General features: G+C 67.0%; 21 protein-coding genes. 15 read left to right on the top strand and 6 right to left on the bottom strand.

Features of this window, described 5'->3' with window-relative positions; translation table 11 throughout:
* Positions 1-114: 114 nt before the first annotated feature.
* From IU452_RS28800 to der, 6 genes are all read left to right on the top strand, one after another.
* Positions 115-1,083 carry a ParA family protein gene (locus IU452_RS28800; protein ID WP_195112325.1) on the top strand — a complete coding sequence of 323 codons (969 nt, stop codon included), beginning with the start codon at positions 115-117 and terminating at the stop codon, positions 1,081-1,083.
* Positions 1,080-2,030: a segregation and condensation protein A gene (locus IU452_RS28795; RefSeq protein ID WP_195112324.1), complete on the top strand. Its 951-nt coding sequence runs from the start codon at positions 1,080-1,082 to the stop codon at positions 2,028-2,030. The genes IU452_RS28800 and IU452_RS28795 overlap by 4 nt, the downstream gene beginning before the upstream one ends.
* Positions 2,031-2,065: 35 nt before the next feature.
* Positions 2,066-2,773, top strand: a complete 708-nt coding sequence (gene scpB / locus IU452_RS28790) for an SMC-Scp complex subunit ScpB (RefSeq protein WP_416382379.1) — start codon at positions 2,066-2,068, stop codon at positions 2,771-2,773.
* 9 nt (positions 2,774-2,782) lie between these two features.
* Positions 2,783-4,264 (top strand): pseudouridine synthase, encoded by a 1,482-nt coding sequence (locus tag IU452_RS39315; protein WP_195112322.1) that lies wholly within the window; start codon positions 2,783-2,785, stop codon positions 4,262-4,264.
* 64 nt (positions 4,265-4,328) lie between these two features.
* Positions 4,329-5,072, top strand: a complete 744-nt coding sequence (cmk, locus tag IU452_RS28780; RefSeq protein ID WP_195112363.1) for a (d)CMP kinase — start codon at positions 4,329-4,331, stop codon at positions 5,070-5,072.
* Positions 5,069-6,490 (top strand): ribosome biogenesis GTPase Der, encoded by a 1,422-nt coding sequence (gene der / locus IU452_RS28775; RefSeq protein WP_195112321.1) that lies wholly within the window; start codon positions 5,069-5,071, stop codon positions 6,488-6,490. Before cmk ends, der begins: the two co-directional genes overlap by 4 nt.
* Positions 6,491-6,543: 53 nt before the next feature.
* Here the strand turns inward: der and IU452_RS28770 are convergent, their stop codons facing one another.
* From IU452_RS28770 to IU452_RS28760, 3 genes are all read right to left on the bottom strand, one after another.
* Positions 6,544-7,038 carry a DUF3558 family protein gene (locus IU452_RS28770; RefSeq protein WP_324192878.1) on the bottom strand — a complete coding sequence of 165 codons (495 nt, stop codon included), beginning with the start codon at positions 7,036-7,038 and terminating at the stop codon, positions 6,544-6,546.
* Positions 7,039-7,166: 128 nt separating this feature from the next.
* Positions 7,167-8,051, bottom strand: coding sequence for an aminoglycoside phosphotransferase family protein (locus IU452_RS28765; RefSeq protein WP_195112319.1), 885 nt, complete (start codon positions 8,049-8,051; stop codon positions 7,167-7,169).
* Positions 8,048-9,355: an XRE family transcriptional regulator gene (locus tag IU452_RS28760; RefSeq protein ID WP_228818899.1), complete on the bottom strand. Its 1,308-nt coding sequence runs from the start codon at positions 9,353-9,355 to the stop codon at positions 8,048-8,050. Before IU452_RS28760 ends, IU452_RS28765 begins: the two co-directional genes overlap by 4 nt.
* 185 nt (positions 9,356-9,540) lie before the next feature.
* Here IU452_RS28760 and IU452_RS28755 point away from each other — a divergent pair, with 185 nt between their 5' ends.
* The 5 genes from IU452_RS28755 (at position 9,541) to IU452_RS28735 (ending at position 14,695) form a co-directional block, all read left to right on the top strand.
* Positions 9,541-10,650, top strand: coding sequence for a Gfo/Idh/MocA family oxidoreductase (locus IU452_RS28755; protein ID WP_324192877.1), 1,110 nt, complete (start codon positions 9,541-9,543; stop codon positions 10,648-10,650).
* Positions 10,647-11,900, top strand: a complete 1,254-nt coding sequence (locus IU452_RS28750; protein ID WP_195112318.1) for a DegT/DnrJ/EryC1/StrS family aminotransferase — start codon at positions 10,647-10,649, stop codon at positions 11,898-11,900. The genes IU452_RS28755 and IU452_RS28750 overlap by 4 nt, the downstream gene beginning before the upstream one ends.
* Before the next feature lie 7 nt (positions 11,901-11,907).
* Positions 11,908-12,348, top strand: a complete 441-nt coding sequence (locus IU452_RS28745) for an NUDIX domain-containing protein (RefSeq protein ID WP_195112317.1) — start codon at positions 11,908-11,910, stop codon at positions 12,346-12,348.
* A 383-nt stretch (positions 12,349-12,731) separates the two neighbouring features.
* The gene (locus tag IU452_RS28740; RefSeq protein WP_228818898.1) at positions 12,732-13,454 is read left to right on the top strand and encodes a MerR family transcriptional regulator; all 723 of its coding nucleotides are present in this window, start codon (positions 12,732-12,734) and stop codon (positions 13,452-13,454) included.
* 194 nt (positions 13,455-13,648) lie between these two features.
* Entirely contained in the window at positions 13,649-14,695 is a 1,047-nt protein-coding gene (locus IU452_RS28735) for an alpha/beta hydrolase (protein ID WP_195112316.1), read from the top strand.
* A 168-nt stretch (positions 14,696-14,863) separates the two neighbouring features.
* Here the strand turns inward: IU452_RS28735 and IU452_RS28730 are convergent, their stop codons facing one another.
* Together IU452_RS28730 and IU452_RS28725 are read right to left on the bottom strand one after the other, a co-directional pair.
* Positions 14,864-15,880 carry an NADP-dependent oxidoreductase gene (locus IU452_RS28730; protein ID WP_195112315.1) on the bottom strand — a complete coding sequence of 339 codons (1,017 nt, stop codon included), beginning with the start codon at positions 15,878-15,880 and terminating at the stop codon, positions 14,864-14,866.
* Between the two features lie 62 nt (positions 15,881-15,942).
* Complete coding sequence (locus tag IU452_RS28725) at positions 15,943-18,111, bottom strand: putative bifunctional diguanylate cyclase/phosphodiesterase (RefSeq protein ID WP_195112314.1); 2,169 nt, start codon at positions 18,109-18,111, stop codon at positions 15,943-15,945.
* A 116-nt stretch (positions 18,112-18,227) separates the two neighbouring features.
* Here IU452_RS28725 and IU452_RS28720 point away from each other — a divergent pair, with 116 nt between their 5' ends.
* From IU452_RS28720 to IU452_RS28705, 4 genes are all read left to right on the top strand, one after another.
* Positions 18,228-19,034: an SAM-dependent methyltransferase gene (locus IU452_RS28720; RefSeq protein WP_195112313.1), complete on the top strand. Its 807-nt coding sequence runs from the start codon at positions 18,228-18,230 to the stop codon at positions 19,032-19,034.
* 176 nt (positions 19,035-19,210) lie between these two features.
* The gene (locus IU452_RS28715; RefSeq protein WP_195112312.1) at positions 19,211-19,648 is read left to right on the top strand and encodes a protease inhibitor I42 family protein; all 438 of its coding nucleotides are present in this window, start codon (positions 19,211-19,213) and stop codon (positions 19,646-19,648) included.
* 421 nt (positions 19,649-20,069) lie between these two features.
* Positions 20,070-22,169 (top strand): phosphocholine-specific phospholipase C, encoded by a 2,100-nt coding sequence (locus tag IU452_RS28710; RefSeq protein WP_228818897.1) that lies wholly within the window; start codon positions 20,070-20,072, stop codon positions 22,167-22,169.
* Positions 22,170-22,204: 35 nt separating this feature from the next.
* Positions 22,205-22,990: a DUF72 domain-containing protein gene (locus tag IU452_RS28705; protein WP_195112311.1), complete on the top strand. Its 786-nt coding sequence runs from the start codon at positions 22,205-22,207 to the stop codon at positions 22,988-22,990.
* On the opposite strand, the gene IU452_RS28700 is transcribed toward IU452_RS28705, so the two are convergent.
* The gene (locus IU452_RS28700; RefSeq protein ID WP_195112310.1) at positions 22,991-24,202 is read right to left on the bottom strand and encodes a hypothetical protein; all 1,212 of its coding nucleotides are present in this window, start codon (positions 24,200-24,202) and stop codon (positions 22,991-22,993) included. It lies immediately after the preceding gene.
* Positions 24,203-24,223 lie beyond the last annotated feature (21 nt).

Here is a 24,223-nt window from a genome sequence, read left to right as displayed (position 1 = left end):
GGAGACGGTAGCGTCTATGGGGGTCCTGATGTCACCCTGGGTGACCTCGGGTGGGAGCTGCCTCGCTGCGCTCGGCGGGGCAATTGGGCGCAGAACACTGAAGGAGCAGCGGATATGACGACAGCCGGTGCGGCCGAGCCGCCGAGGAGTGCTGCGGCAGAACCGCTTTCGGAGAGGTCGGCCCCGCGGATAGAGCAGGCGGCCCAGACACTGTGGGAGGCGAACGACATCGTGGCGGACGGCGCGGAAATCGGACCGACCGGTCGCCCTTTGCGTGACATCCCCGAACCTCCGCCGGTCTCGCATCAGGGCGATGCCCTGATCGTCGCCATGTGTAATCAGAAGGGTGGCGTCGGCAAGACCACCTCCACTATCAATCTCGGTGCCGCCCTGGCCGAATACGGCCGCCGCGTGCTGCTGGTCGACCTGGACCCGCAGGGCGCGCTGTCGGCCGGACTCGGTGTCGCCCACCACGACCTGGACCTCACCGTCCACAATCTGCTCGTCGGCGGTCGCGCCGCCGCCACGGATGTGCTGCTGCAGACCAAGGTGGACCGCATGGATCTGCTACCCAGCAACATCGATCTATCCGCGGCCGAGATCCAGCTGGTCAACGAGGTCGGCCGGGAGCAGACCCTGGGCCGGGCACTGGCCTCGTTACGCAACCAGTACGACTACATCCTCATCGACTGCCAGCCGTCGCTGGGCCTGCTCACCGTCAACGCCCTGGCCTGCGCCGACGGCGTGATCATTCCGATGGAGTGCGAATACTTCTCGCTGCGCGGGCTGGCCCTGCTCACCGATACCGTGGAGAAGGTGCGGGACCGGTTGAATCCGCGGCTGAGCCTGTACGGCATCGTGGTCACCATGTTCGATGCGCGGTTGCTGCATTCGCGGCAGGTGATGGCCCGGGTGGTCGAGGTATTCGGTGACCTGGTGTACGACACGGTGATCGCCCGGACCGTCCGGTTCCCCGACGCGAGTGTGGCGGGCGAGCCGATCACCACCTGGGCGCCGAAATCCGGTGGCGCGGAAGCGTATCGGGCGATGGCACGGGAAGTCATCCACCGGTCGGGCCGGTGACCGACAGCGCCACACCCGCCGTAGAGGACTTGTCGACCCCGGCTCCGCAGGAGGTGCCGAGCCCGGGTGCCCAGGATTCGCCGGGCCCGAACGCGCCTGCCACCTCGGACAATCCGGATAGATCGGGCAAGTTCCACCTGCGGCTGAGCAACTTCGAGGGCCCGTTCGACCTGCTGCTGCAGCTGATCAGCCAACGTCGCCTGGATGTCACCGAGGTGGCGCTGCACAAGGTTACCGACGAGTTCATCGCCTACACCAAGGCGCTGACCGCGAGCCTGGACTCCGATACGACGCTGCGCGCGGACAAGATTCTCGACCAGACCACCGAATTCCTGGTGGTCGCGGCCACTCTGCTCGATTTGAAGGCCGCCCGGTTGCTGCCCGCGGGCGAGGTCACCGACGAGGAGGATCTGGCCCTGCTGGAGGCGCGCGATCTGTTGTTCGCGCGGCTGCTGCAGTACCGGGCTTTCAAGCAGGTCGCCGAGTTGCTGGGCGAGCTCGAACAGGCGGCGCTGCGCCGTTACCCGCGGGCGGTGTCGCTGGAGGAGCGATTCCTCGGCCTGCTGCCGGAGGTTACGCTGGGAGTTGACGCCGCCGGCTTCGCCGAGGTCGCCGCGGCGGCGTTCCGGCCACGTCCGGCGCCGAAGGTGGGGCTCGACCATCTGCACGCCCACGCCATCTCGGTGGCCGAGCAGGCCGCGCTCGTGCTGGAGATGCTGAAGAGTCGCGGACCCGGCGGTTGGACCACATTCCGCGAGCTGTGTGCCGACTGCGAGCTGCCGATCCAGATCGTCGCCCGCTTTCTGGCACTGCTGGAGTTGTATCGGGGCAAGTCGATCGAATTCGATCAGCCCGATCCCCTGGGCCCGCTGGCGGTCAGCTGGATCGGCGACCAGGACGGCGAAAAACCCACGCAAACAGTGACTATCGACGAGGACTACGGATGACGATCGCAGCGGACACCGAGGCCGGGGCGGCACCGATGGACCCCGCCGATCCGGAGCGGACCGCCGCCGACGGCGCGACCGATCCGGCCGACGAGGCGGTCGAGGAGTTCACCCCGCAGCGGCTGGACGAGACCGAATTCCGCTCGGCGCTCGAGGCGATGCTGCTGGTGGTGGACGCGCCCGCGCCCGTCGAGCAGCTCGCGTCGGCGCTGGACGACAGCGAGGAGCGGGTCGAGCAGGCGCTGCGGGAGATGTCGGCGGAGTTGGCCGCGCGGGGGAGTGGGATAGATCTCAGATTCGTCGGTGACGGGTGGCGTTTCTACACGCGGACCGAGTATGCGCCCTATGTCGAGCGCATGTTGCTCGACGGCTCCCGGTCCAAGTTGACCAGGGCCGCTTTGGAGACGCTGGCGGTGATCGCCTATCGTCAACCGGTTACGCGAGCACGGGTGAGCGCCGTGCGCGGGGTGAACGTCGACGGCGTGATCCGCACCCTGGTGGCGCGCGGACTGATCGCCGAGTCCGGGACAGATCCCGAGACCAACGGCACCCTGTACGTCACCACCGAGCTGTTCCTGGAACGGATCGGGCTCGCGTCACTGGCGGATCTGCCGCCGCTGGCGCCCCTGCTACCGGGCGTCGACCTGATCGATGAGATCAACGAGAGCCTGGAGTCCGATCCCCGGTACACCAGGCTGAGGAAACCCGCCGAGTCGGATATCGACCTCGGCACCGAGGATTGACAGGACAACGTGAATACACCCGCTCGCCGAGATGGCACACCGGATCGTAGGAAGCGTAGAACCGAACCGCCCGGCGGTTCGGCCCGCGGCCGCGGACAGGACCGCGGCGGATACGGCCGCACAGGGGATGACCGGGACTCGTATGGTCGCGGCGCAGGGCGTGGTGAGTCCGCCCGCGGTGGCCGCGGATACGGCAGCGGAGGCCAGGACCGGGGCGGCTACGGCCGCGACGACCGCGGCGGTTACGGTCGCGGCCAGGAGCGTGGGGGATACGGTCGGGGGGGCCGGGACCGTGAGGGTTACGGCCGTACGGGTCAGGATCGCAGCGGGTACAACCGCGGTGATCGAGATCGTGGGGGTTACGGCGGCGCGGGACAGAGCCGCGGGGGTCAGGAGCGTGGTTACCGCGCTGACTCCGGCCGTGGTGGTTACGGGCGCACCGACCAGGATCGCGGGGGCTACGGCCGCGCGGGACAGGGCCGCGGTGGTTACGCCGGACAGGATCGCGGCGGAAACGACCGCGGGCCGAGCCGGAGTGCACACGGCCGGGCGCCCGATCACACCCTGCACGGGCGTTCCATCGCGGGCAAGAGCACCGCGGGGCGGATCGGCGGTGGTCGTCCGCTGACGCCGAAGCCCGCGCCGAGCCGGAAACCGCAGCGGCAGAAGCGGCAGCCGACCGTGCTCAGCTTCGCCAAGCCCGCGCGGCACCAGCATGTCGAGCCCGAGGCGAAGGGCCCGAAGAAGCTGCCCTGGGGTGAGGGCGAGCGGCTGCAGAAGGTCCTCGCCAAGGCGGGTGTGGCCTCGCGCCGTGCCGCCGAGGAGCTGATCGAACAGGGCCGGGTCGAGGTCGACGGCCTCGTCGTGCGCGAACAGGGACTGCGCATCGATCCGAACACCGCGGTGGTCCGCGTCGACGGCGTGCGGGTCGTGGTCCGCGACGAGCAGGTGTATCTCGCCCTGAACAAGCCCAAGGGCTTCCAGTCCACCATGTCCGACGAACTCGGGCGCCCCTGCATCGGCGACATCGTGGCCGAGCGCGTGATGGCGGGCCAGCGGTTGTTCCATGTCGGCCGCCTCGACGCCGACACCGAGGGGCTGCTGCTGCTGACCAACGACGGCGATCTCGCGCATCGGCTGATGCACCCGTCGTTCGAGGTCTCCAAGACCTACCTGGCCACCGTGCAGGGCGAGGTCAAACGCGAGGCCGGCAAGCGCCTGCGCGACGGCGTCGAACTCGACGACGGCCCGGCGAAGGTGGATCGGTTCCAGGTGCTCGAGGTCGGCGAGGGCAAATCGCTGGTGAAGGTGATGCTGCACGAGGGCCGCAAGCACATCGTGCGGCGGCTCCTGGCGGAGGTCGGCCATCCGGTCATCGACCTGGTTCGCACGCATATCGGCCCGATCGCGCTCGGCGATCAGCGGCCGGGCAGCATGCGTGTGCTCGGTCGTGACGAAATCGGGAAGCTTTACGAGGCGGTGTCGTTGTGACAGTGCGACCTTGCAGGGCGATCAAGGACTTGGACGAGGCGGTGTCGTGGTGAACGGTGTGCAGATGCTGGGACGCAACGTGCGAGGAGGCGGCGTGGACGACGCGGAGATTCCCGACTCGACGCCGTTGGTCGTCGCGATGGACGGCCCGTCGGGCACCGGGAAGTCCAGCGTGTCGCGGCGATTGGCGACCCGGCTGGGCGCGCGCTACCTCGACACCGGCGCGATGTACCGGGTCGCGACGCTGCAGGTGCTGCGCGGCGGCGTGGATCTCACCGATCCCGAGGCCATCGCGGTGGCGGTGAAGGATCTCCCGCTGCGGATCGGCACCGATCCCAGCCACGAGGTGATCGAACTCGACGGTGAGGACGTCTCCGCCGAGATCCGCGGCAACGCCGTCACCAAGGCGGTGTCCGCGGTGTCGGCGGTGGCCGAGGTGCGCGAGCAGCTGGTCGCGCTGCAGCGCGAAATCGCCGCTTCCGCAGGACGAATCGTCGTCGAGGGCCGCGATATCGGCACCGTCGTGCTGCCCGCCGCCGATGCCAAGATCTATCTGACGGCCTCCGCGCAGGCGCGCGCGTTCCGCCGTAATCAGCAGAACATCGCCGAGGGCCGTGGCGACGACTACGAGGCGGTGCTGGCCGATGTGCAGCGCCGCGACACGCTCGACTCGACCCGGGCGGTATCTCCGCTGCGCCCCGCCGAGGACGCGGTGCAGGTCGATACCAGCGAGCTGTCCATGGATCAGGTCATCGACGAGCTGTACCGGGTTGTGGCGCAGCAGGTTTCGGCAGGAGGTAGAGGATGACGCAGGACACCTTCGCCGGTGACGGCATCTGGGCCGACGAATCCGAGTGGGAACTCACCGATCTCGCGGGTGACCCGGAGGCGCACGAGCATGTGCCCATGCCGACCGTCGCCATCGTGGGCCGTCCCAACGTCGGCAAATCGACTCTGGTTAACCGCATTCTGGGCCGCCGTGAGGCCGTCGTCGAGGATATCCCGGGCGTCACCCGCGACCGCGTCTCCTACGAGGCGAGCTGGTCGGGGCGGCGTTTCCTGGTGCAGGACACCGGCGGCTGGGAGCCCGACGCCAAGGGTTTGCAGCAGTCGGTGGCGCGCCAGGCCGAGCTGGCCATGCGGACCGCCGACGCCATTCTGCTGGTCGTCGACGCGACGGTGGGTGCGACGGCGACCGACGAGGCCGTGGCGAAGGTGTTGCGGCGCTCCAAGACTCCGGTCATCCTCGTCGCCAACAAGGTCGACGGTGAACGGGTCGAGTCCGAGGCGGCGGCGCTGTGGTCGCTGGGCCTGGGCGAACCGCGGATGGTCAGTGCGGCGCACGGGCGCGGCACCGGCGACCTGCTCGACGACGTTCTCGCGGTGCTGCCGGAGACGCCGCGCGAAGGCGGCGGCACCGTCGGCGGGCCGCGGCGCGTCGCGCTGGTCGGCAAGCCGAACGTCGGCAAGTCCAGCCTGTTGAACAAGCTGTCGGGTGACGAGCGCTCGGTGGTGCACGACGTGGCGGGCACGACCGTCGACCCTGTCGATTCGCTGGTCGAATTGGGCGGTAAGACATGGCGTTTCGTCGACACCGCGGGCCTGCGCCGCAAGGTCTCCAACGCCAGCGGCACCGAGTTCTACGCCTCCCTGCGCACCAAGTCGGCCATCGAGGCCGCCGAGGTCGCGGTCATGCTCATCGACGCCTCACAGCCGATCACCGAGCAGGATCTGCGGGTGATCAGCATGGTCGCCGACACCGGCCGCGCGCTGGTGCTGGCGTTCAACAAGTGGGATCTGGTCGACGAGGACCGGCGCGAACAGCTCGAACGCGAGGTGGATCGGGAACTGGTCCAGGTGCGGTGGGCACAGCGGGTGAACATCTCCGCCCACACCGGCCGCGCCGTGCAAAAGCTGGTTCCCGCAATGGAAACCGCCCTCGACTCCTGGGACAAGCGCATCCCGACCGGGCGCCTCAACACCTGGCTCAAGGAGGTCATCGCGGCCACCCCGCCACCCATGCGCGGCGGCCGCCTGCCCCGCGTCCTGTTCGCCACCCAGGCAACCACCCGCCCACCAACGTTCGTCCTGTTCACCACGGGCTTCCTGGAGGCAGGCTACCGTCGCTTCCTGGAACGAAAACTCCGCGAGGAATTCGGCTTCCCCGGTTCCCCCGTCCGCATCTCGGTCCGCGTCCGCGAAAAGCGCGACCGCGGCAAGCGGTAGGGGAGACGAGCCTCAGGGGGAGCGCGGCCATCCCAGCCGCGCTCCCTGCTCGCTCACTTGTCCTGAAGTATCGGCACAAGCTTCGTCGCGATCTCGACCCCACGATCGCACGAGCGATTCGCGAAGTCACCGTCCAGCAGAAGCCCGTAATCCTTCATCTGGATGAGCACCAGGCACAGCCCGGGGTACTGCTTGTTACCCGCAACAGTCCCTTCCCGGTTGTCGATCATCAGACGCCGGAACGAATAGTTTCGCGCGCGATCGTATTCCAAATAGGGAACCGTCATATTCGTCGCCTGCAAGTAAAACTGCGCCTCCCCAGCGGGCGCAGACCTGGCCAGACACCCCTTGAACCGTAGCTGACCATCACTGAACGTCGACACATACCGATGAGGCACCCTCAATTCCACCCCGGCACCACCAAACTCCTCCTGCGACATGGCATCACAGGGATCCAGCCGCAATGGGTCGATGCTGAGCACAGGAGCTGTCGGACTGGGTGATCCGGGTGCGTCGGGGGCGTCCTGGCGACCACAACCGACAGCCACAGCCAGCACTGCAACACAGAATGTCACCCGAAGAAAGTCTCGCACCGCCTCATACTTCCAGAGCGCGCTTGCCTGCTATAGGGAGCCAGCCGTTCGAGCGCGGCGCGACCCGTTTCAGCTGGTGTGCGTCACAGCGCTTCCCATCGCCACGGCCGGGGTATCTGTCCACGCAGGCAAGCAATCCGATGCTTCGCCTGCTGTGCCGCAGTCTCACTCGCGCCGGCCCGTCCCAGGGCGAACCCGACCCATCTGAGCTCTTGGATATCGGCGAGGACCCGGAAGCTCGGCTGGGTCGTGACGTCGTAGCCGCCGTATGCCTCGACAAAGGAACGATAGTCGGGCTCCGAAATCCGGTTGAAGTCGGCATAGTCCACGGCGAGCTGGATGAGATCCCAGTCCGGCCGACCGAGCGACACCTTGTCCAAGTCCAGCAGCGTGGGTACGCCAGAGGGAGGAACGACCAGGTTTCCCTGCCAAGCGTCGCCATGAACTACGCAGAGCGCCAGCGAATTCGGCAGCTCGTCGTACTGATGACGTAAGTCGTCATAGCGCGCCAGCAACCAGGCACGGTCTGCCTCACCCGCCACGTCCGAGTCGGCTAGCCGTTCCCGCAGATCACCGAATGGGTCGTACCCATTTAGTTTCGGCTCGGTCGGGGGAGCGAGGGCATGCAGGGCTCGCAACGTTGATCCAAGTTCGGTAGCTGTCGCCGGCCGATGGTCAGGGATCAGACGCCACCACGTGACGGGACGGTCATCGATCACGACCGGCTGGGGAAGCGACCAAACTGCTTCAACCGTCGGTATTCCAGAGCTGTTGAGCCATTGGGAGATTCGAACCTCACGCTCCGCGTCCTTGCGGCTACCCGGCTTGCCGACGCGGGCCACGATGTCACCCGCAAGCCTGAAGATGGCATGCGAGCCCTCCCGGATTATCTCCCGGCCATCCAGATCAATACCGGCCACCCCAGCAGCCTTGACCAGAACCGCTTCCGACGACGTCAAAGCGGTCATGGTGCTCCCGACGTGCTCTGCTGAGTGATGGCCTCCCGCAATTCAACTACGTCGCTCACTCGCCGGTGACGCGAGGCAGCGCCAGCCAACTTCTGTAGCTCGGTTCGAATGCGTAGGGAGTCAAGGTGCCTGGCCTGCTCTACGGCGCGAAGCCCCAGGGCCGCTGCTTCCTTCGGGTCACCCAGCTGCATGGTCAATGTAGCGAGGCGAGTGAGCGAAAACGTCCGCGAGCGTGGGTATTCCTCCCCTTGCAGTGCCACGGCGTCCCGAATACGGGGTGCTGCCAGCTCGATCCGTTGCCGCGCTTGCGCGATCGGAATGAGGGCCTTGCCGGTACTGCCCAGATGCTCGGCTTCGTCGTAGAAGCACAGCCATGGGGCGTCGACGGACGGGCTGCATTCTGCGAAGTGTTCATCGGCTCTCGCTACCTCGGTGAGCGCTTCGTCGATGCGGCCCATAGCCGCCAGATACTGGGCTCGCAGGGCTCCGAGCATGGCGCGCGCCGTAGCCGACAGCCGATCCGATCGCACCTGCGCTAGCTCGATGAGCGACAGTGCCGAATCGGCGTTACCAGCGTATGCGACCTTGCGGGCCATGTCAGCGAGCGTACTTGCGCGCAGCTCCCACGATCCGGCGGTGTTCGCACACCAGTAGGCGAACCGAAAGCGACGATCGGCTGCCGAGTGATCGCCAGCGTCGAAGGCAGCGTAGCCAGCGACTCCGCTGAGATTGCCGAGAGCTTCGAACAGCGCGCGCCGGATCGCTGGTGCGGCCTGGCTCCGCCTGAGGCGTTGATATTTCCGAATGTATCTCGTGGCAAGGACATTGCCGTTCCCGCCGCCGCGCATGTTTTCCGCCGATGCCGCCTCCTTGGTTGCCGCCTGAACTTCCGCGACCACTGTCCAGTCGACGCGGCCCACGGGCTCGTCATCGCTACTCATGCCTTCTGTGAGTTCGATATCGGTCGGGCGAAGTTCGAACGGGTTGAACAGATCGAGGGCGACGATCTTCTCTGATTGGCCCTGCGCAGTACGTTGACGTCGCGCTGGTGTAAAGCCGAGTTCAGCGTCGTTGGCGTTGAATACGGCACGAAGCGCTTCCCGGTACTCATCAGTTGGCCATCGGATAACGCCGCGCTCGTATCGGGCGATGGTGTGCGCGTCCATCTCCCGCCGCTGCCCCTTGGTGCGCCAGAGGTAGTCGTTGACTGCGTCCGCTAACTCTGCGCGGCTCATGATCTGACCAGGAATGATGCGCGAGGGCGTTGCCTCGCGGCGTTGTTGGAACTGCAGATTTGGTGGCATCCACATCCCTCGCCGGGCCGGTTCGGAGCTCAGTCTAGCCGGATACGAACCCATTGCCCCAGGTCAGGCAAATCTGCCCCGTAACTCGCCCTCTTCCTCGCACATCTGGCAGCCGACTCTGGAACTCACGAATCCAACACACGCTGACCGACCTCAGGCCGCGTTGGCTCAACGAGTTAGGGGTGATGATGAGACCCTGCAACACCTTGTATGTCCCGATCCCGCCCGTCGCACTACCGCGACCCCTTCGCCCGGCTGCGAATGTCTCCCTGACCGGCGGGCGATCTGCCGATGGCGACAAGGGCGCCCTACGGGCCGCCCTCGTAGGGCTCGGTCGCCGGGCAATCAGCGATCATCTGCCGTGCCTGCAGGCAGCGGATGATGTCCAGTTAGTGGCCGTCTGCGACGAGGATCGAATCGTCTTGCGGAGACAGCAACGGCAGCTCGGTGTGCCCGGTTACACGGACTTTCGCGAGATGTTCGCGACCGAAGGCCTAGACCTGGCGGTGGTGTGCGTTCCCCACGACGTCGGTAGAGACGTGATCAGGGCCGCGGCCTCGAACAAAGTCCACGTCCTCAAGGAGAAGCCATTCGCCACCACCCTCGCCGAGGCAAAGGAGCTCTCCGAACTGTGCGAGCGGTCCGGTATCCAGCTGATGGTCGCCCTGCAGCGGCGTCTCGACCCGATACATGCCAGCTTCCAACTTCTGGCCGATCAAGTGGGCAGCCCCTTCCTTGTGGAGGGCCGCTACACCATGCACGTCGCGGATCCCTCCGAGGGTTGGCGTGGCCAATCTGGCAAGGCCGGTGGTGGTTGCGTGATTGATATGGGCTACCACCTCATCGACTTGGTCCTCTGGTACTTCGGCCTGCCGGACCGAATCATGGCGGACCTGTCAGCCAACGCTCGACTAGATCGACACTACGACGCGGAGGACACCGCGCTCGTTCATTTCTGGTACCGACGAGGCTTGTACGGTTCGTTGCTGTTCTCCAGATTCCTCGGCCCGAAGACTGAAGAACTTCGGCTGGTCGGCCCACGCGGTGTCGTGCATTTGGAGCGGGACCGCATCTGTCGCCTCAGCAACAGCGGCGATGTCATCGAGACACTGGGGCGTGAACGGCTAGAACCATCAGCCGGCGTCAACCAGATCGACTACTTCACCCGCGTCATCAACGGCACACGCCCGAACCTCAGCGGTCCCGCCGATCAACTTCCGCATCTTGCTTTCGTCACGGCCTGCTACCAGGCGGCTCGCACCCACACCCTTGTCAGCCCCAAGGAGTTCCTGTGACCTCGCCACTCGCCCTGCTCGGCGGAAAACCTGTCATTTCCACAGTGGCGCCGCACTTTTCGTGGCCACCGCTGACCGATGAAACGATGACCGCTGTGTTCGACCAGCTCGAGGACAGCATCTCCATTTACGATCGTTCCAGTGTGGTCGCCCGGCTGGAAGACGCACTGGAGTCCTACTTCGGTGCCCGCCACGCCGTCCTTACCAGCTCGGGCACTGCGGCGCTGTACTCCGTGTACGCTGCCTGCGGAATCGGGCCGCGGGACGAGGTGATCGTGCCCGCCTACACCTTCTTCGCCACCGCCACGCCGTTGCTGCATCTAGGTGCGACTCCGGTATTGGCCGATTGTGACGTCGGCGGCAATCTCGATCCGCAGGATGTGCCGCGGCGAATCACCGAGCGAACGAAAGCCATTGTGGTGAACCACCTGTGGGGAATGCCAGCCGAAGTTCGCCAGCTCCAAAAGCTTGCGGACCTTTACGGTCTGCAGTTGCTCGAAGACGCCTCCCACGCCCACGGGGCCACTGTCGGAGACAAGAAGATCGGCACTTTCGGGCGCGCGGCGGCCTTCAGTATGAACGGACCCAAACCCCTCTCGGCCGGTGAAGGTGGCTTCATCCTCACCGATGACGACGAGCTGTATTACCGCGCCCTGCTGCATGGCCAGTTCAACAAGCGCTGCTGCAATGAGATCCCACCCGACCACGAGCTCAGTCGCTACGCCGTGACCGGCATGGGGCTCAAGCATCGTATCCATCCCTTGGCCGCAGCCATTGCGCTGCAACAGCTTTCGCATCTCGACGACTACCTCGAGGGACGGCGGAGGATCGCCGAGTATCTTGGTGAAGAACTCGACGGCATGGACGGCATACTCGCGCCGCGGCACGAGCCGGATGTCCAGCCCTCCTGGTACGGACTGCCGCTCTACTACGACAGCGACGCATTCGACGACGTGCCGATCGAACGTTTCCACGGCGCCCTGCAGGCCGAGGGCTGCCATGAGATCGACCGGCCAGGCTCGACCTGTCCCCTCAATCTGCTGCCGGTGTTCCAAGACCCCGGACCGTTGTTCCCGGGCTTCACCGGCAAACTGGCTTACGCTCCCGGCGACTATCCGCGCGCCGAGGACCTCCACTACCGCACGCTCAAACTGCCCGTTTGGCACCGCGAAGAAGACCTGCCGCTGATCGACCAGTACATCGAAGCCATCTACAAAGTCGCCAAGCACAGTAGCGACCTGAAAGGATGAGAACCTCATGATGCACGCATCCCTGCTCGGGCAACTCACCGCCGATGCCGCGCGCGACGGAGTGCAGCAACTCGTCGTTGGTGCCGTTGTCCAATTCAACGGCAAAGTACTGCTGCTGCGGCGGTCGGCGGACGACTTCATGGGTGGTATCTGGGAACTGCCCAGCGGCAAAGTCGAACCCGGCGAGGCTCTCGACCAAGCCCTCGTCCGGGAAGTCAAGGAGGAGACGGGCCTCCACGTCACCCAGATCGCACACCACGTGGGTGACTTCGACTACCGATCCGGCAGCGGGAAGAAGAGTCGGCAATTCAACTTCGCCGTCGATGTCGTGTCAGCTGAACCGATCGTGCTGCAAGAACACGATGCGTACACGTGGACGGCCCTCACCGAAGAACCGCCGGTTACGGATGAAGTGAAGCAGGTACTTGCCCGATATCGGGAAACCTGAACAACTGCAGCCGTTCGCGAGCCTCCGACGGTAAGCCCATGCACCCGGGTTCGGACGCAGACCGTTACTTTTATATGCGCATACGAGCATTTTTCTTCTCTGTGTCGCAAGGCTGTAGGTGACGGTCTTGCGATCCCGAGCAACAAGGAGGGGAAGGCGGAAGTCGTCATGTGTGCTCGGGTGGCGCTGTGAGGGGGATCACGATAGGTTGAAACTGGTTGCAGCGCAATGAAATGAGGGTGCCATGTGGAGCATTGTTCCGATCTCTGTGATCGGCGCGGCGTTGATCGCTTACGGTTTCGCGATCGGCTTCCCCAAGAAATAAGGCGCGGAACGGTTTCGGGGTTGACCTTCGAGCCGGGTGGAAGGTTTACCGTCGGGGCATGAGCGGGATGCGGATTTCGCAGTTGGCCGCGCGTAGTGGGGTTCCGGCGACCACGTTGCGGTACTACGAGCAGGCCGGATTGCTGCGTTCGCGACGGACGGCGGCGGGGTATCGGGTCTACGGTGACGAGGCGTTGGAGCGACTGGCCGTCATCGGGGTGGCGAAGGGGTGGGGCCTGTCGCTGAGCGATATCGGTGCGGTGCTGTCGGTGTGGGCGGGTGGTCCGTGTGCGGAGGTGAAAAGTGAGTTGCTGCCGCGGCTTTCGGCTCGGCTGCGGCTTGCCGAAGCGCGGCTGGCGGAGTTGTCGCAGACGGTGAGCGTGCTGCGTGAGGTTCGGCAACGCTGCGAACAGCTCCCGGATCGACAGAGCCGCTGCGACAGCGTATGCGGGCTGAGCGGTGAACCGGCCGAGCCGTCGGACGATCCGGCGCGCGCCCCGATCGCCTGCTCGCTGAGCGCGGACGACGAGGCCGCACGAACCGAGCAGTGGCGCACCGTCCTCGACGGCGCAACGCGCACTCGACGGGACTCGGGATTCCGGCTGACCCTGCCGGCCGATCGGGCGGCTGCCCTCGCCGAGCTGATCGTCGCCGAACAGCGCTGCTGCTCATTCTTCGGGTTCACCGTGCGCTTTTCCGGCGCGACGCTGGTGCTGGACGTCGACGTCCCGCCGGAGGCCCTCGAGCTCGCCGAGCCACTGTTCGGCAGCACCACCCTTTGAGGCCCTTCGCGCTGTTTGTCTGTTATTCCGGTCACGGAGATCGAAGGGGAACCATCACATTGCGGTAACAAATACCGGTCGGTCGGCCGACATGTCGCGCGACACGCGCAGCACCACGGGATCCCGATTGCGTCGGGGGTGTCGGGAGTTCCCGTGCTGCCGCACGCAGATCGATCACGAAAGGTGTTGCCTTCATGCGTCTGTCGCGACCCCGGCACAGAAACGTCATTCTGTCGGCGCTGCTCGCTCTCGTGCTACCGCTGAGTGCGGTGGTACTGGGCACGGGAACCGCCTCGGCGGCATTCGATCCGTCCGGCTTCGACTTCTGGGTGGACTCCCCGGCCATGGGCCCGATCAAATCCCGCGTCTTCCGTGCCGCCGACGGCAATACCGATCGCGTGGTGTACGCGCTGGACGGCATGCGCGCCCAGCAGGATCTCAGCGGCTGGGAGATCAACACCGAGGTCGCGCGCGAGATGACCAAGTGGAATATCAACGTGGTCATGCCGATCGGCGGCCAGTCCAGCTTCTATCTGGACTGGAATGCGCCGTCGAGCTTCCTCGGCATGGCGCCCAGCGGCTCGGCCTCCGGTTCGTCGTCGGGATCGTCTTCGGGATCGGGCGCCACGCAGGTGTTCTCGGGCGGCCCGGGCAAGAGCTACCGCTACGACTGGGAAACCTTCCTCACCCGCGATCTGCGCAATGCGCTGCGGGGCCGGCTCGGTTTCCGCGCCGACCGCAACGGTGTGTTCGGCCTGTCGATGGGCGGTAGCGCCGCACTGACCCTGGCCGCCTACCATCCGGACCAGTTCAGCTTCGCCGGATCCTTCTCCGGCTACCTCAACATCTCCGCACCCGGTATGCGCGAGGCGATCCGGGTCGCAATGGTCGATGCGGGCGGTTACAACGTCGACTCCATGGCCCCGCCGTGGGACCCCAAGTGGTTGCGGATGGACCCGTTCGTCTTCGCGCCCCGGCTGATTCAGAACAACACCCGGCTGTGGATCTCCGCGGCCAGCGGGCGACCGACCGCCACCGACGGCCCGAACATCGACACCCTCAACGGCATGGGCCTCGAGGCACTGGCCTGGGTGAACACGCGGGCGTTCCAGGTGCGGATGATGTCGCTGGGTGCGAAGAACGCCACCTATGACTTCCCCGCCTTCGGCATTCATGCCTGGAACAACTGGCAGGACGAGGCCTTCCGCATGCTTCCCGACCTGTCGGCCAATATCGGCTGAGGACTCAGTGTCCGAGGACTCCTTCCAGCAGGCGTTGACCTTCGTACAGCAGAAGAAACAACTCGTAGTAGACGCAGAGCATGGTGAGAAGTTTGCTACGAGAAGCCTTCTGCGGTGGTGTCGTTGGGCAATCCTGTGACGCTGATCGCTTGCGAAGGACCGTACCGATCAGTCGGAAACCTTGACGACCAGCTTCCCCATATTCTTGCCGACCAGTAGCCCGCGAAATGCCTCGATGGCGTTGTCGAGACCGTCGACGACGTCCTCGAGGTACTTCACGCGTCCCTCGCCGATCCAGCCGCCGACATCGGTGAGGAAATCGGCGTAGTGGTCGGCGACGAACTCGGTCATGATGAACCCGCGCACGGTGAGGCTGCGGCGCAGGATCATGCCCATCAGCATGCCCAGCCGATCGGGCCCCGGCGGCGGCTCGGTCTGGTTGTAGGAGGCGATCAACCCGCACACCGGCACGCGCGCGAACGGGTTGAGCCGCGGCATCACCGCATCGAAGACGGCGCCGCCGACGTTTTCGAAGTACACGTCGATCCCATCGGGTGTGGCGGCGGCGAGCTGTTCGGGAAAATCGGGCGCCCGATGGTCGAGGGCGGCGTCGAAGCCGAAGTGGTCGCGCAGCAGCGCCACCTTCTTCGGTCCACCGGCGATGCCCACCGCGCGGGCCCCCTTGATTTTGGCGATCTGCCCGACCAGCGACCCGACCGGCCCGGTGGCCGCCGCGACGACGACGGTTTCACCGGGCTGCGGGCGCCCGATCTGCAACAGGCCCGAGTAGGCGGTGAAGCCCGGCATACCGAGCACGCCCACGGCGGTGCTGACCGGGGCCACGGCCGGATCCAGGCGCCGCAACCGTTCCACCGGCTCCAGCGAATGGGTCTGCCAGCCGCCGTAACCGGTCACGATGTCGCCGGGCGAGAGGGTGCCGTCGGTCGTTTCCAGCACGCGCGAGACCGTCTGCCCGACCATGGGCTCGCCGATCTGCACCGGCGGCGCATACGACGGGGCGTCGCTCATCCGGCCGCGCATATACGGGTCCAGCGACAGATACAGCGTCTGCAGCAGTGCCTCGCCGGTCTTCGGCGCAGGCAGGTCGACGGTTTCGGTCCGGAAGTTCTCCGGCTCCGGCGTGCCGACCGGACGTGAGGCCAGCACTATTCGGGTGCTTTGCATGGACGGTCCCGCCTTCCTTGTGCACATCCGGCTGTCCGGCGACCCGGATCAGAGTGTCGGCCTCACGGTATCGAATCCAGATCTTCGGAAGGCACAGCGACAGCCGGGTCGGGGCAGTGGGGGACCGGCCGGCTCTCCAGCAGCCGGGCGAGCCGGTCGGCAGGCATCGGATGGTGGAAATGCCAGCCCTGGGCGGTGTCGCAGCCGAGGTCCAGCAGCCGTTCGGCCTGATGCCGGGTTTCGACGCATTCGGCGGTGACCGTGAGATCCAGCGCATGGCAGAGGTCCACGATCGTCTCCAGTACCAGCAGATCGCTGCGATCGGAGGTGTTGGTGGTGCGGATGCGGTGGATGAACGGCCCGGCCAGCTTGACCACCTGCAGCGGGAGTTGGCCCAGATAGGCCAGATTCGAGTAGCCGGTGCCGAAATCGTCGATGGCGATGCGCACGCCGGCGTCGGCCAGCGTGCGCAGCACCCGCAGCGGGCGGCCGCTGGCCTGCATGAAGGCGCGTTCGGTCAGCTCGAGCTGCAACCGGCACGGGTCGATCCCCGTGTCGGCCATGATCGACTGGACCCGATCCAGCCAGGCCGGATCGGCCACCTCCGCGGCGGAGACGTTCACGCTCACCACCGGTGTACGGTCACCGAATCGGTCCTGCCAGCGCCGGCCCTCCCGGCAGGCCTGTTCGAGAACCAGCGAGCCGAGGGCCGCGATGTGTCCGGCATCCTCGGCCAGCTCGATGAATCGGGTCGGGGTGAGCACCCCCAGATCGGGATGCTGCCAGCGCACCAGGGCCTCGACGGCCACCGGTTCCCGATCGGTGAGGCTCACGATCGGCTGATAGTCGAGGAAGAATTCGCTCCGCGCCACCGCGGCGGGCAGTGCGGCGGTGAGTTCGGCGCGGGTGTGTTCGCGCCGCCGACGGTCGGGATCGTAGATCGCATAGCGGCTGCGGCCCCCGGACTTGGCCCAGTACATGGTGGTGTCGGCGGCCTGCAGCAGCGCATCGGTGGTGGTGTCTCCGGCCTGTTCGCTCATCACCCCGACGCTCGCGGTGACGGTCAGGCGGTGGCCGCGGATCTCGAACGGGACCGAAAACGCCTCCAGCACCGTGCGAGCCAGCGCCGCCAGTTCGGCCGTGCCGCCGACGCCGGACACCAGGATCACGAATTCGTCGCCACCCAAGCGCGCCACCAGTTGGTCGGGCCGGGTGGCGCAGCCCCGCAGCCGAGCGGCGGCCTGGATCAGCAACTCGTCGCCGATGGCATGCCCGAAGGTGTCGTTCACGGTCTTGAAATGATCGAGGTCGACGTAGCACATGCCGACCCGCGTCGACGGATCGGCGAAGGCGGTGGTGAGTGCGTCGAAGAAGCGAGACCGGTTGGCCAGCCCGGTCAGCGGATCGTGGTGGGCGCGATAATTCAGCCGCTCCCGCAGGGCGCGCTGCTCGGAGATGTCCTCCACCAGCACCAGCGTGTACTGGGGGCGGCCGTGCTCGTCACGGATGAGTGACACATTGAGGTTGGTCCACACCGTATGCCCGTCGCGGTGGCGGTAGGCCTTCTCCAATTGCACGTTGTCGTGATCGCCACGCAGCACCCCGGCGTAGAGCTCCCACATCCCGGGCGGGTCGTCGGGGTGGGTGAGGTCGGTGACCTCCAGCGCGATCATCTCCTCCGGCCGGTAGCCGAGCAGCTTCGCGAAGGCCGCGTTGACCTCGATGATGCGCCCGCTCATATCCGACAGGCCGGTGCCGATTCCGGCTTGGGAGAAGACCGCCCGCAATCGGGCCTCACTGGCGCGCAGCTGTTGTTCGGCCAGGCTGCGGGCGGCGATGTCGGCGGTGCGCACACTTTCCTGCTCGCTGAGCAGCCAGGCCCGGAATGCCCGCACATATCCGGCGGCGAAGGAGCCCAGCAGTTCGGCCGCATGCCCGGGTGGCACGCCGGTCTCGGTGAAATACCGGGACAGCACCGTGAGGCTGCGGCCGAGCACCTCGTCGCCGACGAAATGCGCTCGCGCCAAGGCGGATCCGATCTCGGCCACCCGCGCCGTGCCGCCGGTGCGGGCGGCGATGAGCAGATCTGCGGCCAGTCGCGACAGCAGTTGCCGGACCTCGGTGGCGCTCAGAGGCACGACGTGATCGCGGGTCCCGCCGCCGAGCGCGGCCGCCCACCTCCCGGCCAGTTCGGCGTGCGGGCCGTCGATCTCTGCCCCATCCCACGCCATGAGGATCGATCGTAGCCGGGTGGTCGCGGATGTGTGAACCGCGGGTATTTCGAATCTCTCTCGAATACGATTGCGATGCTTCGCCTTACGGCGGGCGGGTTTGCAGAGAGGTTCCGATGACCAGACCGAGTTGGGCGCCCGAAGGGATCGACCTGGACCGTCCCAGTGCCTCCCGGGTCTACGACTACTTCGTCGGCGGCATGCACAATTTCGAAATCGACCGCATGCTGGCACGCCAGATCGAGGCGTTCACGCCGAATGTCGCCGAAACCATGCGCGCCAACCGGGATCTGCTGCGCCGCTGCGTGCGCTTGCTCATCGACGCCGGAATCGATCAGTTCCTCGATATCGGCTCCGGGATTCCGACGGTCGGCAACGTGCACGAGGTGGCGCAGACGCGCAATGCGCAGGCCCGGGTCGTCTACGTCGATATCGATCCGGTCGCCGTCGCGCACAGCCGCGCCATACTCGCCGGTAATCCGCTGGCCACGATCGTGCAGGCCGATGTCGCTGCGCCCGAGACGATTCTGGCCGATCCGGAGGTGACCGGGCTGCTCGATTTCGACCGGCCGATCGCGGTGCTGTTATTGGGCGTGCTGCACTTCGTGCCCGACGAGGCGGATCCGGCCGGATGCGTCGCGCGGCTGCAGGAGGCGGTCGTGCCGGGCAGCTACCTCGCGATCACACATGCCACCGCCGACGGACAGCCCACCGAGGTGCTGGAGGCGCAGAAGCTGTCCGGCCGCACCTCCACCGAGATCGTGCTGCGGTCCAGGGACGAGATCTCCGCCTACTTCCACGACTGGACCGTGATCGAACCCGGACTGGTGCATCTGCCGCTGTGGCGCCCGGACAACCCCGCCGACGTCGGCGCGCACCCGGAGATCTCGGGCGCCTACGGTGGGGTGGCGCGCAAGGACTGAGCCGCGTCGGATCGGCGGCACTCCCGGCGCCCTGCGTGGTTACGCAGGCTGCCGTCTCCGGGCGCGTCGCTCGCACCGCAGAAGCCCTGGCGGCGAGGGCATTTCGCCGATGTCCGGTTGTGTATCGGCGTGGCGCCGGTATGGTGTGGGCGCCCCTTACGTAGGAAAGGACTGTGGTGCGTACACCTTTGCTGATGATTGCGGTCGGCGTGGCGCTGGCCGCCGGCGCAACGACCGTGACGGCCGCGGCCGATGCCGTGCCGGCGGGACCGATCGTCGCGACACCGATTTCGGAGCCGATCGTGGTCGGCACCGACGGGAACGGTCAGTCCCAGTCGTTGAAGGTCGGTCAAGAGCTGGCGGTGGCATTGCCGGACAATCCGTCCACCGGATTCGTTTGGCAGGTGCGCGAACTGGATCAGGCCGTGCTGCATCAGGAAGGCGAGCCGCAGTTCCGTTCGAACAGCATCGTGCCCGGCGCCGATGGCATGTCGGTCTGGACGTTCACCGCCGTGGCGCCCGGCAGCACCCACCTCACGCTGGCGTCGGTGCGGCCGTGGGAGCAGGGAAGCGCTCCGGCACAACAGTTTTCGCTGTCGGTGACGGTGCACTAGAAAACGTGTGACATTCGGGCCCGCGGTCGATCGTCGGCCGCGGGCCCGACGCATGTGCGCGCCTGCGGATGATGGCTGTGCGCGCCCTGGAGCCAGGGTTGTGTGGTTCTGCCGCTAGGGGTTGTGTGCGGCGGTCGATCGGTTCCGGGGGCGGGGTGCCTCGATCCGGCGGACAATGGGTCACTCCGGACCCAACGCGCGGACGGAGGCGTGAATGGGGTGGGCACAGGGTGTCGACAGGCTTTGGCAAACTGCGAGCGATATCTTCCATCAGGTGACCGGCGCATGACAGATGACCCGAGCCGTTGAACGAGCCATGAATATCCGGTGGCCATATCTGCCAGGGCCCGCGTCCAAATTGCCCACAATCGGAGCTTCTTCATATCTTTCTCAATGGAAAGAAGTTCGAGGGGTTGATTGGATGATCGGAGAGCTCCGCATGGATCGTAGCTTCGGCACGGCTAACCGACGCGTGGTGCTGGGTGGCCTGCTGGCCGCCGGGCTGGTCGGGGCGGCGGGGCTACCGGAGGAGATGGCCGCGGCGATGGCCGAGCCGCGGCGCAGCGGCTCTCTCGACGAGGTGGAGCACGTGGTGATCCTCATGCAGGAGAACCGCTCGTTCGATCACTACTACGGCACCATGGCCGGGGTGCGGGGGTTCGGCGATGCGGCCGCGCTGCGCCTGCCCGGCGGTGATCCGGTGTGGCGGCAGCCGGATCCGGGCAGTGGCACCGGCTACCGGCTGCCCTGGCATGTGGACACCGGCAAGGTCGACGGTCAGGACATGGGGGATCTGCCACACGATTGGCACACCACCCACGTGGCGTGGGCCAACGGCGCCTACAACGGCTGGATTCCGGCGAAGTCGCCGATGACCATGGGATACTTCACCGATGCCGATGTCCCGTTCCATCGGGCCCTGGCCTCGGCATTCACCCTGTGCGACCACTACTTCTGCTCACTGCAGGGACCGACGACGCCGAATCGGCTCTACCACTGGACCGGAACCATCGATCCGGGCGGCACCGCGGGCGGTCCGGCCACCGGGAACCCCGCCGATTACAAGCCGGTCTACCACTGGACCACCTATCCGGAGCGGCTGCAGCAGGCGGGGATTTCGTGGCAGGTGTTCGCCAACGATAGGGTCGGCGACGACACCGGCGGCCACCCGTTTCTCGGCGACTACGGTGACAATCCGCTGTGGCTGTTCCAGGCGTATCACGATGCGCTGGGCTCCGACGATCCGGCGGTGCGGCAGCTGGCCGAGCGGGCGAATGTGACGGCGGGCTGGAAACCGGCCGACGGCGCCGACGGCACCGATGTCGACTACGTCCTCGAACAGTTCGTCACCGCCTGCGCGACCAATTCCCTGCCGCAGGTGTCGTGGATCGTGGCGCCCTACGGCTACTGCGAGCATCCGGCGGCCCGGCCGGTGGACGGCGCGGCCTATGTGCAGCGCGTGCTGAAAGCGTTGTGGGACAACCCGAAGCTGTGGGAATCAACGGTCCTGCTGATCAACTACGACGAGAACGACGGCTTCTTCGACCATCTGGTGCCGCCGACCGCGCCGCCGGGCACCCCCGACGAATGGCTGCCGCTGATCTCGGCCGACGAGGTGATCGACCTGCCCGAGAAGCAGCTGGCCTCGCTGGGCCCGAAGGTGCCGATCGGGCTGGGACCGCGGGTGCCGCTGACCGTCATCTCGCCCTGGAGCCGCGGCGGGTGGGTGAATTCGCAAGTGTTCGACCACACCTCGGTGCTGCGGTTCCTCGAGCAGTGGACCGGTGTGGCCGAGCCGAACATCTCGGCGTGGCGGCGGGCGGTGTGCGGGGATCTGACGAGCTGTTTCGATTTCGGCAAGCGCGACACCAGCATTCCGACGCTGCCGGATGCGAACGCCCTGCGGCGCGAGGCCGACCGGACGCAGACGAAGCTGCCCCAGCCCGCGCCGCCCTCGGAGCAGAAGCCGCCGTTCCAGGATCCGGGGCACGCCAAGGCGCGGCCGCTGCCGTATCAGCCGGTGGCCTGGGCGCAGGTCGCCGCGGGCACGGTGACGGTGCACTATGCCAATCGCGGCAGCGTGGCCATGCCGTTTCAGACCTACCCCTACCACGAGGCGTCGCCCACCGCCCGCCAGACCGTGGTCGAGCCCGGCGCCGAGGCGCAGGAGCGGTTCGAGGTCGGCGACGGCTACGACCTGGCGGTCCACGCGCCCAACGGATTCCTCGTCGAGGCCGCCGGTGCGGCCGACACCGCGCACCTCGGCGTGTCCGCCGCGGTCACGGGAACGGCGGAGGATCCGAAATTCGTTCTGACTGTGCATAATTCGGGGCCCGTCCCGGCGAATGTGGCGGTCAAGGACGGAACGGGATTCGCGGTCGCCCCGGGTGCGTCGCGGGAGGTGCCGATTCCGGCCGCCGGCGGCTGGTACGACGTCACCCTGACCCTGGACGGCAACCACGGCTGGCGGCGGCGCTTCGCCGGACATCTGGAGAACGGCAAGCCGAGCCGGACCGGCTAGCTGTGCGGACGGCCCTCCCGTGCTTCCATGGAAGGGTGACCTTGTTCGTGGGCACCTCCGGGTGGCAGTACAAGGATTGGCGGGGCGTGCTGTATCCCGACGGTCTCCCGCAGCGGCTGTGGCTCGAGCAGTATGCCGCCGGTTTCGCGACCGTCGAGAGCAACAACGCCTTCTACCGGCTGCCCAGCCGCGAGGTGTTCGCCGCGTGGCGGGAGCGCACCCCGGCCGACTTCGTCGTGGCGGTCAAGGCCAGCCGCTTCCTGACTCATATCAAGCGGTTGCGCGAGCCGCAGGAGCCGGTGCAGCGGCTGCTGGATCACGCGGCGGGCCTCGGCGACCGGTTGGGGCCGATCCTGCTGCAACTGCCGCCGACGCTGCAGGTCGATGCCGAGTTGCTCGACGAGTGTCTGCGCTGCTTCCCGCGCGAGGTCCGCGTCGCCGTCGAGCCGCGGCACGAATCCTGGTGGACGCCGCAGGTGCGCGCCGTGCTCGAACGCCACTGCGCGACCCTGTGCTGGGCCGATGTGCGGGCACGGCCGGTCACGCCGCTGTGGCGCACGGCCGACTGGGGTTATCTGCGCCTGCACTCCGGGCGGGAGCAGCATCCGCCGCGCTACGCCAACCGGGTGCTGGCCACGTGGGTGCGGCGGCTGGCCGACACCTGGGCCGACGACCGGGACGTCTTCGTCTACTTCAACAACGATCCGGGCGGGGCCGCGGTGCACGATGCGGTGGCCTTCGCGCGCCTCGCGGAACGGGCGGGCGCGACGGTGACCCGCACGCCGCGGCTGCCCGCCCGGTCTCTTATCGAAAAAGCCTGATCACCAGACGAATTCGGGTGAGATGCCCCACTGCTCGAATTCGTCGACGACCGGCGGGGTGAGGGGAGTGGTGGCGGGCAGCGGGGGCTGGAAGGTGAGGAACGTGGTGTCGGGAGTGGTCTGGACGAAGACCCGGACGCTGCTGTTGTAGGGCTTGTCGAGCAGCGAGGTCTTCGGGATCCATGCGCGGGTGGCGAAGGCGCGCGCGGTTCCGGCGGCGTCGATCATGGCCTGGGGCATGGGGCCGATATTGGAGACCACCGCGTCGGGGCCCACGGCGAACACATTCGGCGGGGCGGCGGTGGCGTAGGCGGCCTTGCTGCGGCTGCGGACCTCGGCCAGATCGGTGTAGCGCCCGCCGGCGGGCAGCGTGAGGGCGAACTCCGCCAGGTCCACCTTGTTGCCGGTCCCGACATCCCCGGCCTCGCGGTGGCTGACCCAGGACCCGACGCGCAGATCCCCGCCGGGACGGCCGCGCAGCGCATGGGCGACGTTGGTGGCGACGGTGGTGATCAACCCGGTCGCGGTGCCGCCGTGCTCCTCGGCCGCGGCGCGCAGTTTCGCGCTGTCGAGGGCCACCATCGCGGGCAGCCGGGCCTCGAGCGGGCCGCCGTCGCCGTGGCGGGCCGCGCGGCGGGCCAGCACCCGCAGCACCGCACCGCCCGGGATCAGCATGCCGCCGTATTTCGTGGCATCCAGCAGATCCGCGCCCAGGCTCGGCGGGGTGAGATCGGGTACCGCGGCCGACGTATCGCCGCGCGCGGCGAGGTCGATCGCGGCGAACATGCCCTGTCCGTCGGTGATGGCGTGCGAAACCACCAGCGACGCCACCGATTCCCCGTTGTCGAGTTCGGTGGCCGCCAACGCCCAGCCACGCCCGGCACGCAGGTCCAGATCGGTGGTGGCCTGACGCTCCACCCACCGCAAGGCTTCGGCGGCGGCGATCGTGCCGGACTCGACGACCAGGGGATAGTCGTGATCACTGCGCGACCAGTACGGGCGAGCACCCGGCACCCGCGCCGACACCAACCGCCGCGACAGCGGCCCCTCGATCAGCCCACGCCGCAACCGGTCCAACCGCTCGGCATCCACCGGATGCCGCAACCACCACGCCACCTGAATCGGCGCCGACGTCATGAAGGGCATCGCGAACGCTTCCTCGGCCGCCAAGCGCCCCACCGCCACCGGAGCCTGCGCAACGGTCGTCGTCATCGAACCTTCAACCCTCCACAT

It is taken from the genome of Nocardia transvalensis, assembly GCF_015477765.1.
GTDB lineage: Bacteria > Actinomycetota > Actinomycetes > Mycobacteriales > Mycobacteriaceae > Nocardia > Nocardia transvalensis_A.
Note: the sequence above shows the minus strand (reverse complement) of the source record. Positions and strands in the feature narration are given on the sequence as shown.

Coding starts and splice junctions, on each gene's coding strand:
- IU452_RS28725 (WP_195112314.1), bottom strand. CDS start 18,111: ATGGCGTGGGATGGGGCAGAGATCGACGGCCCGCACGCCGAACTGGCC.
- IU452_RS28720 (WP_195112313.1), top strand. CDS start 18,228: ATGACCAGACCGAGTTGGGCGCCCGAAGGGATCGACCTGGACCGTCCC.
- scpB (WP_416382379.1), top strand. CDS start 2,066: ATGGACCCCGCCGATCCGGAGCGGACCGCCGCCGACGGCGCGACCGAT.
- IU452_RS28710 (WP_228818897.1), top strand. CDS start 20,070: ATGATCGGAGAGCTCCGCATGGATCGTAGCTTCGGCACGGCTAACCGA.
- IU452_RS28730 (WP_195112315.1), bottom strand. CDS start 15,880: ATGCAAAGCACCCGAATAGTGCTGGCCTCACGTCCGGTCGGCACGCCG.
- IU452_RS28700 (WP_195112310.1), bottom strand. CDS start 24,202: ATGACGACGACCGTTGCGCAGGCTCCGGTGGCGGTGGGGCGCTTGGCG.
- IU452_RS28745 (WP_195112317.1), top strand. CDS start 11,908: ATGATGCACGCATCCCTGCTCGGGCAACTCACCGCCGATGCCGCGCGC.
- IU452_RS28760 (WP_228818899.1), bottom strand. CDS start 9,355: ATGCCACCAAATCTGCAGTTCCAACAACGCCGCGAGGCAACGCCCTCG.
- cmk (WP_195112363.1), top strand. CDS start 4,329: ATGCTGGGACGCAACGTGCGAGGAGGCGGCGTGGACGACGCGGAGATT.
- IU452_RS28740 (WP_228818898.1), top strand. CDS start 12,732: ATGAGCGGGATGCGGATTTCGCAGTTGGCCGCGCGTAGTGGGGTTCCG.
- IU452_RS28800 (WP_195112325.1), top strand. CDS start 115: ATGACGACAGCCGGTGCGGCCGAGCCGCCGAGGAGTGCTGCGGCAGAA.
- IU452_RS28765 (WP_195112319.1), bottom strand. CDS start 8,051: ATGACCGCTTTGACGTCGTCGGAAGCGGTTCTGGTCAAGGCTGCTGGG.
- IU452_RS28735 (WP_195112316.1), top strand. CDS start 13,649: ATGCGTCTGTCGCGACCCCGGCACAGAAACGTCATTCTGTCGGCGCTG.
- der (WP_195112321.1), top strand. CDS start 5,069: ATGACGCAGGACACCTTCGCCGGTGACGGCATCTGGGCCGACGAATCC.
- IU452_RS28755 (WP_324192877.1), top strand. CDS start 9,541: ATGATGAGACCCTGCAACACCTTGTATGTCCCGATCCCGCCCGTCGCA.